The sequence below is a fragment of the Erythrobacter sp. MTPC3 genome, assembly GCF_042854385.1.
In the GTDB taxonomy this organism is placed as follows: Bacteria; Pseudomonadota; Alphaproteobacteria; order Sphingomonadales; family Sphingomonadaceae; genus Erythrobacter.
The window spans coordinates 223305-241373 of the sequence record NZ_BTGP01000004.1 but is presented as its reverse complement, the minus strand read 5'-3'; the positions used below and the strand labels follow the sequence as shown (position 1 = coordinate 241373).

The 18069-nt window shown below is 59.4% G+C and carries 11 protein-coding genes, 1 pseudogene and 1 CRISPR repeat array; of the genes and pseudogenes, 10 read left to right on the top strand and 2 right to left on the bottom strand.

Going from position 1 to position 18069, the window contains the following annotated elements; all coding sequences use genetic code 11:
• Positions 1-45 precede the first annotated feature (45 nt).
• Entirely contained in the window at positions 46-2862 is a 2817-nt protein-coding gene (traA, locus tag ACGHU1_RS07765) for a Ti-type conjugative transfer relaxase TraA (protein WP_390585357.1), read from the bottom strand.
• Between the two features lie 171 nt (positions 2863-3033).
• On the opposite strand from traA, the gene ACGHU1_RS07760 reads away from it, so the two are divergent.
• From ACGHU1_RS07760 to ACGHU1_RS07715, 10 genes are all read left to right on the top strand, one after another.
• Complete coding sequence (locus ACGHU1_RS07760; RefSeq protein ID WP_390585354.1) at positions 3034-3360, top strand: conjugal transfer protein TraD; 327 nt, start codon at positions 3034-3036, stop codon at positions 3358-3360.
• 16 nt (positions 3361-3376) lie between these two features.
• Positions 3377-3607, top strand: a complete 231-nt coding sequence (locus ACGHU1_RS07755; RefSeq protein ID WP_390585351.1) for a conjugal transfer protein TraD — start codon at positions 3377-3379, stop codon at positions 3605-3607.
• 49 nt (positions 3608-3656) lie between these two features.
• Entirely contained in the window at positions 3657-7772 is a 4116-nt protein-coding gene (locus ACGHU1_RS07750) for an Eco57I restriction-modification methylase domain-containing protein (RefSeq protein ID WP_390585349.1), read from the top strand.
• A gap of 16 nt (positions 7773-7788) precedes the next feature.
• A complete protein-coding gene (locus ACGHU1_RS07745) occupies positions 7789-10035 on the top strand; it encodes a DUF262 domain-containing protein (RefSeq protein WP_390585347.1) in 2247 nt (748 codons plus the stop codon).
• Positions 10036-10368: 333 nt separating this feature from the next.
• Entirely contained in the window at positions 10369-13566 is a 3198-nt protein-coding gene (gene cas9 / locus ACGHU1_RS07740; RefSeq protein WP_390585344.1) for a type II CRISPR RNA-guided endonuclease Cas9, read from the top strand.
• The gene (cas1, locus tag ACGHU1_RS07735; RefSeq protein ID WP_390585342.1) at positions 13524-14426 is read left to right on the top strand and encodes a type II CRISPR-associated endonuclease Cas1; all 903 of its coding nucleotides are present in this window, start codon (positions 13524-13526) and stop codon (positions 14424-14426) included. The genes cas9 and cas1 overlap by 43 nt, the downstream gene beginning before the upstream one ends.
• 26 nt (positions 14427-14452) lie before the next feature.
• Positions 14453-14758 (top strand): CRISPR-associated endonuclease Cas2, encoded by a 306-nt coding sequence (gene cas2 / locus ACGHU1_RS07730; RefSeq protein ID WP_390585340.1) that lies wholly within the window; start codon positions 14453-14455, stop codon positions 14756-14758.
• A gap of 58 nt (positions 14759-14816) precedes the next feature.
• Positions 14817-15644: direct repeats of the CRISPR family, unit length 36 nt; unit sequence GTCCTACCATCGGCAAATCGGTAGGGAAACCACGGC.
• Between the two features lie 269 nt (positions 15645-15913).
• Positions 15914-16129 (top strand): helix-turn-helix transcriptional regulator, encoded by a 216-nt coding sequence (locus tag ACGHU1_RS07725; protein ID WP_390585338.1) that lies wholly within the window; start codon positions 15914-15916, stop codon positions 16127-16129.
• On the top strand, positions 16126-16323 hold the full coding sequence (locus ACGHU1_RS07720; RefSeq protein ID WP_390585336.1) for a helix-turn-helix domain-containing protein: 198 nt from the start codon (positions 16126-16128) through the stop codon (positions 16321-16323). Before ACGHU1_RS07725 ends, ACGHU1_RS07720 begins: the two co-directional genes overlap by 4 nt.
• A gap of 77 nt (positions 16324-16400) precedes the next feature.
• Positions 16401-16745 (top strand): DUF6118 family protein, encoded by a 345-nt coding sequence (locus ACGHU1_RS07715; protein ID WP_390585334.1) that lies wholly within the window; start codon positions 16401-16403, stop codon positions 16743-16745.
• Between the two features lie 362 nt (positions 16746-17107).
• On the opposite strand, the pseudogene ACGHU1_RS07710 reads toward ACGHU1_RS07715, so the two are convergent.
• A pseudogene (locus ACGHU1_RS07710) lies at positions 17108-17889 on the bottom strand (IS5 family transposase).
• Between the last annotated feature and the right edge of the window lie 180 nt (positions 17890-18069).

The following is an 18069-nucleotide window of genomic DNA, read 5'->3' as shown; positions in this document are numbered from 1 at the left end:
CAGGCTAGAGACCTCTGCGCTTCAAGGCTCTTTGGCATAGCGCGATCACCGTCCAATTCCGCGCCCCCTTCCCCAATCGAACCCGATGCTGGTCGCCAGCTCGCGCCCGAGGCTGCGGCCCATGTCGATATTGATGCCGAGTTGCTGCTTGCGCCCGGCAAGGACGGATTCGAGCTGCGGGTCGCGTTCGAGGCTCTTGGCCATCGCGCCCATCTGCGCCTTGATCTGCTTCATGCCGGTCATGTTGCCCTGCCGGTAGGCCGTCTCGCGTGCTCTATCGAGCTTGCGCCAGTCGGCAACGAACCGGTCGGCGCGCGCCGGGACGTTCTGGCGCAGTTCACCTTCCAGTTGTAGCGCGCGGATGGCGCGGGCCGTGCGCCCGCTGGCCGTTTCATGGACTAGCGACGGATCGGCTTTATAAACACGCTCGATGTGGCGCGAATGATTGGGGTCAAAGGTGTTGAGCGCTTCGCGCCGCTGGGCAAGTGTGTTGCGCTGGCCGGGAGTGGCGGAGCGCCCCTGCTCGCCCTCGCGGAAGATATCCGAGACCGAGCGGGCGTGCTCAACCACCACTTGCTTGAACCGCTTCCAGCCATCCTCCAGGCGATTGCGGATATCGCCTGCGAGCGAACGGCGCTCGGCAAACGCACGACCATACTCATCAGCCCGCTCGGGTGTGTAGTCGGTTGCCATATCCTTGGCGCGGTCGCGCGACAGAGTGCGGACCAGCTTATCGGTCGAAGCGAAGTCGTCCCGGCCATAGTGCAGATCAATGCCCGTCCGGTGGCGCGACAGCGCGACATAGGCGGCATGCCGGTCGAGGCCCGGCGTCGCGAGCACATGCGCACGATCGACCGTCATCCCCTGCGCCTTGTGGATGGTGGCGGCGTAGCCGTGGTCAATATGCGCGTAGTCTTTCAGGTCGAACGCGACATGCCGCCCGTCATCGAGCCGTGCGGCCATGCGCTCGGGGTTGATCTGCTCGATGGTGGCCAAGCTGCCATTCTTTACGTCCATGTCCCGCTCGTTTCGCAGGAACATGACGCGGTCTCCCGGCGCAAAGCTGCGCTCGCCGCGCTCGGTGGCGAGCGTGACCTCATCGCCAAGCTCGCCTGCCCCACGCAGTCGTTTGCGCGCGGCGATGTTCAACGCCCGCACCTCGTCATTGGTGTGGGTCAGGATGATCCGGCTCTCATCGGGTGAGGCGGCGCGTTCCCGGTCCCACCGTCCAATGAGATCATTCCGCGCCGCTTCGCGCGTCACCGCATGATGTACAGCCCCGTGCTGCTCATAGGCCGCCAGCGCCTCGCCCGTCCGTCCGGTGGCGAGCTGGCGGGTCGCATCACGCTGCCAGTCCTCGCGCTGGCGACGGACCTCGCCGATCTCGACCGCGCCGTGTCGCTCGGCAACACAGCGAAACGCCGCGCCCGCCTCGATGGCCTGAAGCTGCTGCGGGTCGCCGACCAGCACCACCTTCGCGCCGCGTTTCTCCGCTTCGGTCAAGACACGCTCCAACTGGCGCGAGCCGACCATGCCCGCTTCGTCGATTACCAATACGTCACGCCCGGCGAGCAACTCGCGGCCCTGGCCCCACTGATGCTCCAAGCTCGCAATGGTGCGCGCAGCGATGCCCGATCCACCTTCGAGGTTCTCGGCGGCGATCCCGGACAAAGCCGCGCCCCGGACCTGGTAGCCCGATGCCTCCCAAGCCTCGCGCGCAACGCCCAGCATCGCGGACTTGCCCGACCCCGCATAGCCCACCACCGAGGCGAGGCCCTCCTTCCCGGTCACATGCAAAAGTGCATCGCGCTGTTCGCCGGACAGGGTTAGGCCGCGCTCGCGCGAAGCGGTCAGCGCCGCGTCGCGATGGCGAAGCGCGACACCATGATCGCAGCGTTTCGCCAGCGCGTCGGCGGCGCGGGTGAGGCGCTCCTCGACCGCGATCATGTCGCGACTGGTGAAGCGGGTCTGCCCGCGCCCGTCCTGGCCCAGTTGCACAAGCTCCGGGCAACCGCGCATCGCCGCCCGTGCCTGCTCGAACTGCTCCTGCCCCTCGGTATGCCGATGCAGGAATCGCAGCATGTCCTCACGCGTGAACGTCGCTTGGCTGTGCGTCATCGCGTCAAGCGCGATTTGAGGATCGGCGATGATCTTTGCACCATTCTCGCGCGCGATGCGCAAATGATCCTCGGCGCGCTCGGCGATGTCGCCGCGCTCCAACCGGCGCGAGGCGGCGGGGCCAATCTTGTGCTGCGGTTCGAGGCTGATGCCCTGCGCTTCCAAACTGCGATGATCGATCCGGGTGTCGATATCGAGTTCCGCCAGCCGTTCGTTGACGTGATCGGCCCAGCGTTCGCGCCAGCCTGTCAGCAGCTCGGTGCGGTTCCAGTCGCGGTTCTTCGGCCCGAACCCGTCCTCGCTGACTTCGCGCATGGTGAGCATGACGTGCGCGTGCGGCTTGGCGAGGCCGTCCGCCCCGATATCGCAATGCACATTGAGGTCGGCGATCATGCCGCGCTCAACGAACTCGGCTTCGACGAAATCGCACGCCAACGCGATGCCCTGCGCCTCGCTCATCTCGCGCGGGATGGCGAACTCGACCTCGCGAGCGAGCTGCGCGTCTTTCCTTACCTCGGCGGCTTCAACCGCGTTCCACAGCCGCTCACGGTCGGCGAACTCGGGCGGCGCGTGCTCGGGCAGCAGCACCTCGGAATGCACGACGCCGGACTTATTGGTGAAGTCATGGTGCCGGTCGAGCCGCTGATCGTGCAGGCGGGAAGCGGAACGGTAAGCGGCGGATGCCAGCGCGCTGCTGCCCGCCGCGCGCGAGATGACCTTGGCCGAGAAATGGTAGATCGCCATGACGGCCATCCAGTTACACTGCAAAGCGCACGTCGGCACGACGTATAAGCGCGCCCTCACAAGAAAGATTCTTGCTCGGGACCAGACCGTCCCGCCCTGTTCCGGCCTTGCTAAAGCCTTTGGGCTCCTACTGATTTACACTGCGCGCATCGACAGTCTGGAGATGAACCGATGCGCAAACCAAAGGACTATGATGCTGAACTCAAGGCACTCAACGAAAAAGCCAAACAGCTGCGCCAGCGAAAGACAATACAGCATGGCGAACTGGTCGCGGCTACCGGGGCCGACGCGCTGGACCCGGACCTGCTCGCGGGCGGAATGCTCGAACTGGTCGCGCTTGATGATGCGCGACGGAAGGAGGAATTGCGCGAACGCGGCGCTGCCTTCTTTCGTCCGAAGAAACGCAACGCTTCGCGCGCAACTGGCAGAAATGCGAAAAGCGCAGCGAAGAGCGTTGGCGGCGCGGCATCGTCTGCAAGCGAAGCTGGCGCGGCATGACCGGCGCGCCTGGGTCGTGAACCGCCGCGAACGCACGCGCCATCTGATCGAGCTGGGCGGCCTCGTCGTCAAGGCGCGGCTCGACACGCTGGCGGACGACGATCGCGCCGTGCTCTACGGAGCGTTCCTCACCGTCGCCGCCAAGCTTTATGGACCGGATGGTGCACGGGCGCTGGTGCTGTTTAGGCGTAAGGGCAAGCGGGCGTTTGAAGCTGAACAGGCAGATGACAAACCATCCTTGGGATAGCGCAAAGCTATTCGTGGAACGGTTCTTGTTTGGCTGCTAGTCAATGCCGATGCAATTGTTCGCCGGATCGTTCCTAACGACTGATTACCTTGAAGAAGCCATCCGGCAATCGACCGAATATCGGGCGGTTGATGTCGCTGCGTTGCGCGCATCGTTGACCGCAATCGCTGATCGCTTCCCGCGCGAATCGTCGCCAAACGAAAGCCAGACCGAAGACGATTTCATTTGGCCGATCCTTGCGGAACTGGGCTGGTCCGAAAGCCTGAGGCAGCAAAACTTGTCTGCCGGTGGCAGGCTGGACGTTCCCGATGGTCTGTTGTTCATCGATAGCGATGCGAAAGATCGCGCTAACGCACAGCCCGAGGAATGGCGGCGCTACGAGCACGGTGCGGCGGTCGTCGAAAGCAAGCGCTGGGCGAGGCCGCTCGACCGCGCAGTGGGGCGCGAAGATGCGGTTGCGCCATCGACGCAGATGCTGCGTTACCTTCGCCGGATCGGGGACAACAGCGAGCATGGCTTGCGCTGGGGCATTCTCAGCAACGGCTCGCGCTGGCGGCTCTATTGGGCTGGCGCGCGGTCGGTCAGCGAGGAATTCCTCGAAGTCGATCTTGCGAGCGCGCTGGCTCTGGATGCACAGGGTGAACTTGGCGTCGATGATGAGGCTCGTGACCATGCATTGCGGGTCTTCGCCGCAATCTTTTCGCGCACGGCCTTTGCTAGGACCGGAGCCGATGGCCGGTCTTTCCATGAACGGGCGCGGGCAGAGGCTGCGTTCTATGAAGAGCGTGTTGCCAAATCGCTCTCAAAGCTTGTTTTCGAAGACATCTTCCCCGCTCTGACCGCTGCCGTTGCTGAGGCATCGTCGGAGACACCGCTGGAGGATGTTCGGGACGCTTCGCTTGTCCTGCTCTATCGCCTGCTGTTCCTGCTTTACGCCGAAGACCGCGATCTGCTGCCGGTCAATTCGGAAGGCTACGACGACTACGCGCTGCGCCCCAAACGCCTTGAAGTGGGTGACCGCATGGGGCGCGGCGATGCCTTTTCGACCAGCGCATCGCAAATCTGGAATCGCATCGCCGATCTGTCGCGCATCGTTGATCGCGGCGATGCCTCCATCGGTATTCCGCCCTACAATGGCGGTCTATTTGCTCCTGCGAATACGCCGCTGCTCGACCAAATTCGCTTGCCTGACAGCGTGCTCGCACCCGTCATCGACAAGCTGTCTTTCGAGCGCGAGGGTAGCGACCGGCACTACATCAACTATCGCGACCTCACCGTGCAGCAGCTCGGCTCCATTTACGAGCGGCTGCTGGAACACGAAGTGGTCCGGGAAGATGGCGCTATCGCCGTCCGCCCGAATGCCTTCGCCCGCAAGAACAGCGGCAGCTACTACACGCCTGACGAATTGGTCACGCTGATCCTCGAAAAGACGCTGGAACCTCTGTTCGTTGATGCCAATGCGGGCTTCACAGCGGCGATAGGCCGGATCAAGAATGGCGATGCGGAAGATTACATCCGCGCAGAACTTGGCGATGCCGATCCCGCGCAAGCCATCCTCCGATTGCGCGTTTGCGACCCGGCGATGGGGTCAGGCCATTTCCTTGTCAGCTTGGTCGATCTCATGGCCGACAAGGTGCTTGAAGCAATGGCGGAAGCCACCGCCGGGGCCGAGCAAGCTGGCCATGATTATGCCAGCCCCCTGGCCGACCGGATTGGGGAAATCCGCCGCACCATCCTGAAGAACGCGCGGGAGGAAGGCTGGGCCATCGACGAGGCCCAGCTTGATGACCGGCACATTGTTCGCCGCATGGTCCTGAAGCGTTGCGTCTATGGCGTGGACAAGAACCCGATGGCGGTGGAACTCGCCAAGGTGGCACTATGGCTGCACACCTTTACGGTCGGAGCGCCGCTCTCGTTCATCGACCACCACCTGCGTTGCGGTGACAGCCTGTTCGGCCTGTGGGTGCGCGATGCCATCGACAAAGCCGAGGGATTGGGCGGCGGGTTGTTGTGGAACGACGCACTGCGCAATGCCCAGCGCAGTGCCGAGGCGATGAAAACTATCGAGGCGCTTACTGACGCCGAGATTGCCGAGGCCCATCGTTCCGCCGCGATGTGGGAAGATGTCGAACTGATGACGGGCGAGCTGGATGGCTTCGTTAGCTTCATGCACGCACTCGACTGGCTCAATCTCGACAAGGACGGCAAAGGTCTGGTGCGCCTGTGGCTCGACGGACGGTTCGGTGATGCCATCCCCATCGCGCGCGGTCGCAAGGAACCGGAAAGCGGCAAGGCCAAGGCCGAAGAGGTCGAGGCCTTCACCGAAATCTGGCGCGATGCGAGGCAATTGATCGAGGAAGAACGGTTCCTCAACTGGCAGATCGCCTTCCCCGGCGTATGGCAGGATTGGGCGAGCGCAGAGCGCAAGGGCGGCTTCGATGCGATTGTCGGCAATCCGCCATGGGACCGTATCAAGCTGCAACAGGTCGAGTGGTTTGCTGTGCGCAGGCCCGAGATTGCTGCCCAAGCTCGCGCCTCTGACCGGGAGGCGATGGTTGAAGCTCTGGTGGATTCGGGCGACCCCTTGGCCGCCGAGTTTGAACGCGCGGAACAGCGCGCGCTCGATTCCTTGCGCATGGCCCGGTTCGCCAGCGGCAAAGCCACCAAAGACCCCGAAACTGGCAAGCGCATCCCGCCGCCGTCAGATCATTACCCTCTACTAAGCGGCGGTGATATCAATCTCTACAGCCTGTTCGTGGAACGAGCGCATGCGCTGGCGAAGGGTGATGGTTTGATCGGACTTCTCGTTCCCATCGGGATCGGCACAGACAAGACCAGCGCGAAATACATTTCTGGCATCACGGAAAATCAGCAACTCAAGGACTTCATTGCTTTTGAGAACAAGCGCCGCTGGCTGTTCAAGGATGTTCACGCAGAAGATCAGCCAACGATGCTAATCGCGTCCAATGGCAGTCGGCGCTATCCGCAATTCCGATATGCAGTGAAGCTCCATGCTTTGCCGAGCGAGCAACTTAATCCCACCGTATTGATGGACGCGCCGACCTTGTTTGCGGTCAATCCCAACACCGGGACGATGCCGATCTTCCGGTCATCAGAAGACGCGCGGATTGTTTCAGAGACGTATGCACGAGTGCCGGTCTTTGTTCGGAAATCTGGTCAGGGCGACACTTGCGACTGGCAAGCTAAGTACGTCCGAATGTTCGATATGACGCTCGACAGTAAGCTGTTTCGAGACAAAGGTGAACTCGAAACGCTTGAGGGTGCTTGGCCCATCGGTCAGCAACGCTTTCAATCGGCAAAGGGTGTATGGCTTCCTCTCTACGAAGGGAAGAGCGTCCAGATTTATAACCACCGCTATGCCTCGGTGATTACACCGCCAGGGTCAATCAGTGGGCAGGGGCAGGCGATCCATTCTTCGCCAGATGATCTGGCAACCCCTGATTTTCTGACTACGCCACGATACTGGGTCAACGCTGAGCATGTGGATGCAATCGGACGCGGTTACGCGATTGGCTTCAATGACGTCTGCAATACTAACAATGCCCGGTCATTGATCGCCGCCGTTGTTCCGCAAGTTGCTGCGGGCAATAAGCTGCCGCTGCTTGATGGTTTGAATGCACAAGATTGTGCGCTGTTGATCGGAAATTTGAATTCCATTCCTTGCGACTATTTCGCGCGCAATAAGATTCAGAGCCGGAACCTCAACAAGTATATCCTTGAGCAATTGCCAATCGTTCCTCCAACAGCATATCTGCGCCACTTCGGCGCGAAGACTGCCGCTGACATTGTGTGTGAGGCGGTGCTCGAGTTGTCATACACGGCACATGACCTTGCAGCCTTTGCCCGTGACTTGGGGCACGTTGATGAAAAAGGTGAAGTCCTGGCACCATTCAAATGGGACGAAGAACGCCGCTTCACCCTGCGGGCCAAGCTCGATGCGCTCTATTTCATACTCTACGGTGTCTGGGATGCGGCAAACCCGGCAAAGTCGCGCGAAGACATTAAGTATATCTACTCGGCATTCCCGAAAATCGAGCGCGATGAACGCGCCCGCTTTGACCAGCGCTACCGCAGCCCGGAACTGGCGCTGCTATGGATCAACGCGCTGATGGCGGGGCAGCCGGACGCGGATATCCGGGATTGAATTTCAGGGGCAATCAATGGCTATTTTTACTACCAGCAATGTTCCGATCTCATCCCTGATCGAAGACATCGATATGGGCAAGATCGGCCTGCCGGAATTGCAGCGACCGTTCGTGTGGCCGAACGTCAATGTCCGCGATCTCTTCGACTCCCTATATCGGGGCTATCCTGCTGGTTTTTTGCTGTTTTGGAAGACTGGTGCTGAGGGCGGCCTGAAGAGCATCGGCACTGGCCCCAAGCAGTCCGTCCCTGAATTGGCAATCGTCGATGGCCAGCAGCGCCTTACCTCTCTCTATGCTGTCGTGAAGGGGATGGAAGTCCTCCGCTCCAATTTCAAGAAAGAGCGCATCCAGATTGCCTTCAATCCGCTTTCTGGCCGGTTTGATGTCGCCGATGCTGCGATCAAGAAGGACCGGGCTTTCATTCCGGACATATCGGTGCTTTGGGCACCGGATTTTCAATCTCGGACATTCCGGGAGAGATTTTTCGAGCAACTCGGATCAGTCCGCGAGCTTAGCGACAGTGAAAAGGAGATCATCGAGGACTCGATTGGCAAAGTTCGTAATTTGCTCAGCTACAGTTTCGTTGCCTTGACGCTTGATTCTTCAGTCGAAGAAGAAACCATCGCCGAAGTTTTCGTGCGCATCAACGGAAAGGGCAAGGCGCTCAACCAGGCAGACTTCATCATGACTTTGATGTCGGTATTCTGGGAGGAAGGCCGGGTCGAGCTGGAGAATTTTTCGCTTCACGCCACAGTGCCCAGCGAAGGACAGGCATCGCCGTTCAATCATTTCATCAAGCCGTCACCAGACCAGATGCTGCGCGCGACTGTGGGATTGGCGCTCAAGCGGGCGCGGCTGGCCAATGTCTATGGCGCGTTGCGTGGCAAGGACGCCGCAACCGGCGTGGACAACCCCGACAAGCGCGAGGGTCAGTTTGCCCTGATGCGCGAAGCCCAGTCGGCGGTTCTCAACCTGGCCAACTGGCATCACTTCCTCGATGCCTTGAAACTGGCGGGCTACCGTGGGCAGAAAATGGTCAGCTCGGAAGCAGCGATCATTTTTAGCTACGTCCTCTATCTGATCGGCATTCGTGACTACGGCATCGATCGAACCCGGATGCGACAGGTGATTGCCGAGTTTTATTTCATGTCGGCAATGACGGGGCGTTACACCAGTTCGCCAGAAACGCGCTTCGAAGCCGATCTTGCTCAGGTCCGTGATCTCGGTAGCGGCGAGGCATTCATCGCCAAGCTTCGCGAGATGTGCGACACCACGCTGACAAACGACTACTGGGAAATCACACTGCCTAGTCAGCTCGCAACCTCGGCCTCGCGAAGCCCGACGCTCTTCGCCTACCAGGCGTCGCTCATCATGCTGGACGCGCCCGCGCTTTTCAGCCCCTTGAAGTTGGCCGCAATGATTGACCCTGCGATCAAGGGATCGAAGGCGTCGCTAGAACAACACCATCTGTTCCCCCGCGCCTATCTCGAAGGGCAGGGGGTTACCGATCTCAAGCAAATAAACCAGATTGCCAACTTTGCTCCGGTTGAATGGCCGGAGAACATCAAGATCGGGAAACAACCCCCGGCAGAATATGTCCCTGCGCTCGACGCGCAGATGACCGCGTCGGAGCGCGAACGGGTCTATGGCCTTCACGCTCTTCCGCACCTCTGGTGGGAATTGCCCTACGATCAGTTCCTGGTCGAGCGGCGGCTCCGCATGGCACAAGTCGTTAGGCGGGCATGGGAGCAATTACGCGGTGATGCTGCCATTGAAGCGGTTGCGCCGCCTTCGGTGGCTGAATTGATCGCTGGTGGCGAAACGGGAGCGGTGGAGTTCAAGTCAACGCTTCGCATCAACCTCCACACCGGTCAGCCGGATGAGAAGATGCACCTGTCCGCGCTCAAGACGATTGCCGGATTCCTGAATGCCAAGGGCGGCACTTTGCTTATTGGCGTGGCCGATGATGGCGAAGTCCTCGGCATCGGTGCCGATGGCTTCCCCAACGAAGACAAGATGGGGCTGCACCTGGTCAACCTGATCAAAGACAGGATCGGCGAAGTTTTCTTGCCTTACGTCCATCCACATTTCGAAGATCAGGAAGGTGAGCGGGTTCTTATGATCCGTTGCGAGCCGGGGCCGAAGGCTGCGTTTCTGAAGGATGGGAAGGAACAGCGATTTTTCGTTCGTGGCGGCAACGCGACGACAGAGCTGAGCGGTGCGGGCATCACTGAATATATAAATCACCGGTTTAAGGCTTAATAAGGTCGCGCATTTGCCAGCCTAAGCGCGCACGGTGCCATTCGGACGCTTACGATGGCGGGGCAGCCGGACGTAAGTATTCGGGATTGAGTGCCAGGAAACGCCGAACTACCGTATTGCTAAAACAAGAAATCCCCCGCCAGCGAGCTGGCGAGGGATTCTTGATATGAGAAACCTCAATATCAGTGCTTCAATAAGGAATTTCCCCGTAGGGATGATCCTTCACAGTGAAGCTCTGTTACCGTGGCTTCCCTACCGATTTGCCGGATACTTCAATTGCGTATTGACGCTGTCCGGTCAAGCGGCTTGTCTGGGAGAAAGGGGGATAAGGAAATGAATAGCCCTGCGTTCAACGGCCCAATAGCGAATGGCCTGGTCTTCGGAATTGACCTTGGGATTGCCTCTTGTGGCTGGGCAGTGCTGCGTCACCCGACCGAGGTCGATCCAACCGGCGCGATCGAAGCGATGGGCAGTTGGATGTTCGATGTGCCCGAAACCGACAAGGAACGGACACCGACTAACCAGATAAGGCGTGGCAATCGCTTGCTGCGCCGTGTGGTCAGGCGCAGGGCACAACGCATGGCGACTATCCGGCGACTGTTCAAGGAGCATGGCCTATTGTCGAGCGATGATCGTGACTCTCTTAAGCGGGCCGATACCGATCCATGGGAATTGCGGGCAAGAGGCCTTGATAAGCTCCTGAAACCCGCCGAGCTGGCCGTTGCGCTGGGCCACATTGCCAAACGGCGCGGGTTCAAATCCGCTGCCAAGCGGAAGGAGGCGAACGCGGCGGGCGATGACCAGAAGATGCTCAGGGCGCTGGAAGCGACAAAGGAAAGGCTCGGACGCTATCGGACTATAGGAGAGCTCTTCGCCCGCGATCCCGACTTTCAGAGCCGCAAGCGCAACCGCGATGGAATCTTCGACCGGACCCAGAGCCGCGATGACCTTCTCCATGAGGTTCGCAAAATTTTCGAAGCACAGCGGCGGCTTGGCAATGAACTGGCAAGCGACGCCTTGGAAGCAGCATTCGTCAGCACCGCCTTCTTTCAGCGACCGCTTCAGGATAGCGAACGACTTGTCGGTTTGTGCGTCTTCGAACCGACGGAGAAACGAGCTGCGAAATACGCGCCGTCCTTTGAAAAGTTCCGGCTGCTGACCCGCCTTGTCAATCTACGTGTCACAACCGAGGACGGCGAACGCTCATTGACACCAGACGAACTCGCAGCGGCTGCCAGCGATCTGGGATCAACCGCCAAGCTGTCGGTGAAGACAATCCGCAAGCGTATCGGCCTGCCCGACGATCAACGCTTTACGGCCATCAAACCCGATGATGAAGGCCATGACATAGCTGCCCGCACTGGCGAGGCCATGCACGGCACGAAGAAGCTGCGCGATGCGCTGGGTGAGGAGATATGGGCCAGCTTGCTAGAGCAGCCCGAAACGCTGGACAAAATCGCGCACGTTCTCAGCTTCTTCGAAACAGCCAAGACAATCGGTGACGAATTGAAGAAAATCAGCCTGCCTACAGAGGCTGTCGATCGGCTGCTGGAAGCCTTGCCATCATTCGCGCGCTTCAAAGGTGCCGGCCACATCTCCGCCAAGGCTGCCCGCGCACTGATCCCGCATCTTGAAGCGGGCCTCCGTTACGATCAGGCGTGTGAGGCAGCCGGCTACGATCACGCCGCCTCGCGCTGGTCGAAGCGCGAACAGGTAGTGGACAAGAAATCCTTCAACCAGCTCGTGAAGGACATGGGGGCGGAGATCGCCAACCCCATCGCGCGGAAGTCCCTGACCGAAGCGCTGAAGCAGCTTTGGGCAATGCGCAATCGCTGGGGTCTGCCCGATGCTGTGCATATCGAGATGGCCCGCGATGTCGGCAACAGCCTTGAAGAACGCAACAGGATCAAGAAGCGTCTCGATGACACGACAGCGCAGCGCGAGCGGGAACGAATGGAAGCTGCCGAGCAACTTGGCATCGATCCCGGCGATGTCGGCGGAGACACCTTACTGCGCTATCGGCTTTGGAAGGAACAGGCGGGGCGATGCCCCTATACCGATATTGCCATTCCGCCGAATGCGATTGCCGCGACTGACAACAGCTTTCAAGTTGATCACATTCTGCCGTGGTCCCGCTTCGGAGATGACAGTTTCAACAACAAGGTTCTGTGTAGCGCGGCGGCAAACCAGGAGAAGCGTGGGAATACTCCGTTTGAGTGGATCATGAGTACGAAAGGCGAGGAAGGCTGGGCAACCTTTGTTGAGAGGATCGAGACGAACAAGCAGTACCGTGGCTTCAAGAAGCGCAATTATACCTTAAAGAACGCCAAGGAGGCCGAGGAACGCTTCCGCAGCCGCAACCTCAACGACACCCGTTATGCCGCCCGCCTTCTCGCTGAGGCTGTGAAGTTGTTTTTCCCGGAAGGGCAGAGGCAGGATCGCGGAGGCACGCGCCGGGTGTTCACGCGCCCTGGCTCACTGACGGCAGCCTTGCGCCACGCATGGGGCATAGAGTCGCTCAAGAAGGTGGATGGTGAGCGGGTCGAGGACGCGCGCCATCATGCGCTAGACGCGCTGGTCGTTGCCGCCGTTGGCGAATGGGAAGTCCAGCGATTGACGAAGAGCTTTCAGGAATGGGAACAGCGCGGCCTTGCCCGACCGTTACGACGTGTCGAACCGCCTTGGGGAGACTCCCACAGCTTCCGGCGTGAAGTGCAGGAAGCTTATGATGCGATTTTTGTCGCACGCCCAGAGCGCCGCCGCGCACGGGGAGAAGGCCATGCTGCGACCATTCGGCAGGTTAAGGAACGCGATGGCGCGCTCGTGGTCTTCGAGCGCAAGGCTGTTGCCGATCTCAAAGAAAAGGATCTTCAGCGAATAAAGGATCCCGAACGCAACAAGGCGGTGATCGAGGCAATCCGGCAATGGATCGCCAATGGACGCCCGGTTGGTGCTTTGCCGCGTTCACCCGCAGGTGACGAAATCCGAAAGGTTCGTCTCAGCACTAAGGGCAAGCCGTCTGTTTCTGTTCGTGGAGGCACTGCCGACCGAGGGGACATCGTTCGGGTCGATGTATTCAGCAAGCCCAACAGGCGCGGCAAAGACGAGTTCTACGTTGTGCCCGTGTATCCTCACCAAGTCATGGACAAGAGACAGTGGCCCAATCCGCCTTCAAGGGCCGTGATCGCTTACAAGGATGAGGACTACTGGGTTGAAATTGACGGTTCATTCCGGTTTCGGACCAGCATCTACCCACGAAGCCTCTTGGAAGTGACCAAACCGGATGGGGAGATACTCTTGGGGTACTTCCAAGGAATGAATCGCTCTACGGGTGCGATCAACCTAACGAACCACCGTAACTCTCGTTTAATGTTCGATGACAACGGATCGAAGACTGAGAGTATTGGCGCGAAGAGACTGTTAACCATAAAGAAGTATAGTGTGGACCGCTTCGGAAATCGTTCCGAAGTTAAGTCGGAGGTTCGCACATGGCGTGGCGCGGTCTGCACATCTCCAATCCCGCCCGGCTGACGCATCGCAGGCGGCAGATCGTCGTCGCGCCAGACGATGGGGACGAAGAGCTGACTTTTCCGGTCGAGGATGTGGCTTGGGTCATTCTCGACACACCTCAAATATCGATTTCAGGTTCTCTGCTAAGCGCATTGGCGGAGAACGGCGTCGCTATGATCGTGCCGGACGCCAAACATCATCCAGCAGGTGTGCTGATCTCGTTCCATCAGCATCATGCCCAATCGGCAATCGCGCACGCCCAGATCGGAATGAGTGCGCCACTCCAGAAACGACTTTGGCAGAGGATCGTAAAGGCGAAGATCGAAAACCAGGCGGCAGTCCTCCGCGCAATCGGGAATGACCACGCGCAGGCTCTTTCTGCAATGGCGTCTCGTGTTGGTTCGGGCGATCCCGGTAATCTGGAAGCACAGGCGGCTCGTGCCTACTGGCCTCGACTGTTCGAGGATTTTCGCCGACACGACGAGACCCGCGAGAATGGCCTCCTAAATTATGGCTACGCCGTTGTTCGGGCGGCCATAGCCCGTGCCTGTGCTGCATCAGGCTTGCTTCCGGCATTCGGCATTCATCACAAATCCCGCACCAACCCATTCAATCTCGTTGATGATCTGATTGAGCCTTTTCGACCTTCCGTCGATCGCCTGGCGCAAAAGCGTGCGAATGAAACGGAAGGGACAGAGCTGGATGTGGATGACCGCCGCCACATGGCGGGCATTCTCGGCGAATCTGTCTCAATTGGGGAGGAGCGACTAACCATCCTTGCCGCCACCGAAGCGGTTGCGGTGAGTCTTGTGCGGGCTATTGAAGGTCGTGACGCCGGTCTGCTCAGCACGCCAGCCTTGCCGCTGGCCCGGCGTACCTAGTCATGGAAGCAGAGGAGGTCCGCTTCATGTGGCTCATGGTGTTCTTCGATTTGCCGACAAAGACCAAGCCGCAGCGGCGTCGAGCCAATCGCTTTCGCGAATTCCTCAAAAAGGACGGCTTCATGATGCTGCAACTTTCGGTTTACGCGCGCGTCTGTAGGGGGCAAGATGCTGTGGATAAGCATGTTCGCAGAGTGCGTTCGAGTTTGCCCAAGGAGGGAAGCATCAGAACGCTTCAGGTGACGGACAAACAGTATGGCAGGATGGAATTGATGCTCGGAAACGCACCAAAAACTGAGTCGGTCGGCACCTCCCAGATGGTCCTGCTGTGATTTCGGCGGCGAGTTTCCCGCGAAAATCACAACAGTTCCAGTCCGTTACATCCTAGCAGTCCTACCATCGGCAAATCGGTAGGGAAACCACGGCCCATCATTCAGCCTCCTGCGCTGCGATCATGTCCTACCATCGGCAAATCGGTAGGGAAACCACGGCTGTTGGACTGCGCTTTTCCCTCGGAGCCTGGTCCTACCATCGGCAAATCGGTAGGGAAACCACGGCATGGGCAACCCGCTCCTGCAATAAGTCTTCGTCCTACCATCGGCAAATCGGTAGGGAAACCACGGCTCTGTTCGTGGAGATGGCGATTGCGCTTTGGTCCTACCATCGGCAAATCGGTAGGGAAACCACGGCCATCAACCCAAACATCGACTGTTCGGATGGGTCCTACCATCGGCAAATCGGTAGGGAAACCACGGCCTTCTGGTGGTTGTTCCATTGTTACGACAGGTCCTACCATCGGCAAATCGGTAGGGAAACCACGGCTCCAATAGGCGGCAAATTCAGGGTCACGCAGTCCTACCATCGGCAAATCGGTAGGGAAACCACGGCCTGCGCCGCCTTTATGCGGCCTTGACGCAAGTCCTACCATCGGCAAATCGGTAGGGAAACCACGGCATCGCATAACCGTTCCCGTAATCAACACGGGTCCTACCATCGGCAAATCGGTAGGGAAACCACGGCCTTGAGGGGATTGGCAGCGGTGATATGGAAGTCCTACCATCGGCAAATCGGTAGGGAAACCACGGCCCATGCCGCCGCTTCGCTTATGTCACCGCCGTCCTACCATCGGCAAATCGGTAGGGAAACCACGGCGGCGACTTGCACAGCCAGTTCGTCCGTCGCGTCCTACCATCGGCAAATCGGTAGGGAAACCACGGCCAAAAGCACCCTACAAGAGGACATGAAATGCCCTCTTGTAGGGTGCTCGGCGCAGGGCGCCGATGCTTCCAAATGGGGGCCGTCCCCTGCCATGGCCCAATCACCGGAACGGACGATCAAGATCGAGGGATGAGCAAAGACTTTTTCGCCTTTTCGTACGTATCTGCACCCTACAGCACTACGATGCACCGTTCCCCCTTGCCGGTCGCCGATGGCATTCCGATGCTGCCCTCCATCGCATCACAATGTCTCGCACGACGGAGTTCCCCATGTCCGCTTCAGACCGCATTATCCGCATGAGGACCGTGCTCGACCGCACCGGCCTCAGCCGCTCCACCCTCTACCGCAAGATGGCGGAAGGCAGCTTTCCCCGCTCAGTCAAACTCGGGGAACATTCCGCCGGGTGGCATGAATCCGCAATCAACGAATGGATTGCCGATCCCGCTGCATGGCGAGAGGACCAAGCCTTAGGCAGAAAACCATGAATCACCACCAATATACCTCCGATACGATTTGCGTGAAGATCAATGATGCGGCGCAAATGATTGGTGTTGGTCGGACCAAGCTCTATGAGCTGATCGCGGCTGGCGAAGTCGAAACGGTAAAGTTTGGCAAATCCACTCGCGTTGTAACCGCCAGCTTGCATGATCTCATCCGGCGGCAACGCTCTCCGAAATAGCCTAGGACCGGATATTGGCTTACGCCTTTCCCTGCTTGGCGGGCGTTTTCCCGAGATAGTCGGCTCGCCGCAATTGAATGGCATATCCGCACCGAGGCCGAGCAGAAGCGCCAACGCTGGCGTTTTGCAGGCTTAGGGCTGCTGCCGGTATCCTGCTCTGGTCGATCCTGCCCGGCACCATCGCCCGCACTATGCCCGAATCTTGGCATTGGCCCGAACGGATGGCTCGCAAGGTGGTAGGTGAACCGACCATTTTGGAAGCGGGCATACGGTTGATCCGGTCGCGGAACCCCAAAGCTTGGGAAGAACTTGCAGCAGCGCAAGGTATTCTGAGCGAGAACCGCGAAGCCTTGGCGCGCTGTAACGACAGGGCGAGGAAAGCTGAAAAGTCAGTTAACTGTGCAATCGACATTAAGCCCTGACGCTCTTACGTCGCCGTTGCCCATACAAAGCCTGACAACCAAGTTGATCCACATGCTAGGGCCGTAGAAGAAACTACCTGCTGCGAACCTTCAATTGCGAGACTTCGTTGGCACAAAAGCGAAATCGGCGCTCAGTGACCCCTCGTACTCCCAACCTATCGGCACAGCAAATGACATACTCTTTCCCTCAGAGTGAAGGCCGTGCCCCTTGCGAGGCCCCTCGAACAGCCAACAAGCCCCAACTTTCTCGCCGCTCTCCCCGAACGGTATTCTGCCGAACTCAAGCCAATCACAGGGTACGGAAATGCCCCGCTGTTGATCAATCACTGCCACATCGGTGGCTCGCCCCTCATCGAGAAAAACTAGGCCGTGTTGACAAAAGACTTCAGCCATAGGCGAGTGGCGGCGAGGTTTAGGAAGCTCTCGAAGGACAGGACGGTCTTGTCGTAGCGGGTGGCGATACGGCGCTGTTGCTTGAGCTTACCGAACATGCGCTCGACGCGGTTGCGGTCCCGGTAGCGACGATAGTCGGGATGCTCGGGCACCTTGCGGTTCGAGCGGGGCGGGATGATCGGCAGTATGCCCCGGATCAGCAGGCTCTCGCGGAAGCGGTCGCCATCATATCCCTTGTCTGCCAGCAGCGCCTTGGGTGCGGCGACCGGGATCTCCATCAGCGGCTCAGCAGCGGTGTAATCGGAGGCCTCACCACCAGTCAGGATGAAGCCGAGAGGCAGTCCCTGATTGTCGCAGCGGGCATGGATTTTGCTCGTAAAGCCGCCGCGTGATCGACCAAGAGCGTTCGCACAAGCCCCCCTTTTCCGCCCACTGCCGAGACGTGGCCGCGAACGCTGGTGCTGTCGATCATGTGCTGCCAGTCGTCGGTCAGCCCCAGCTCGACCAGCGTTTGAAGCAGGGCATCCCACACGCCTTGTTCGGCCCAGCGCCGGAACCGGACATAGACCGAGTTCCACTTGCCGTAGCGCTCGTGCATGTCGCGCCAGGGGCAGCCTACCCTCAATACGTGGAGCATGCCGTTGAGGAAGCGTCGGTTATCGCCCGCCGGTCGCGCCCAGCGTCCCCGCTCAGGCGGCAGCAGCGGCCCGATCAGTTCCCACTCCGCATCCGACAAGTCTCCGCGACCCATGACTGCTCCTCAAAAAGCAGTCTTGAATCAGAAGTCGGAGTGATTGGGAATCCCTTTTGTCAACACGGCCTAGGATACTTTTCCGCTACCCTATCGAGACGCACAATGACTGAGATGCCTTCGACCAATACTGCCACTTGCTACCTCTTACATCGATCAGGGCGCAGACCTTCGCGAGCA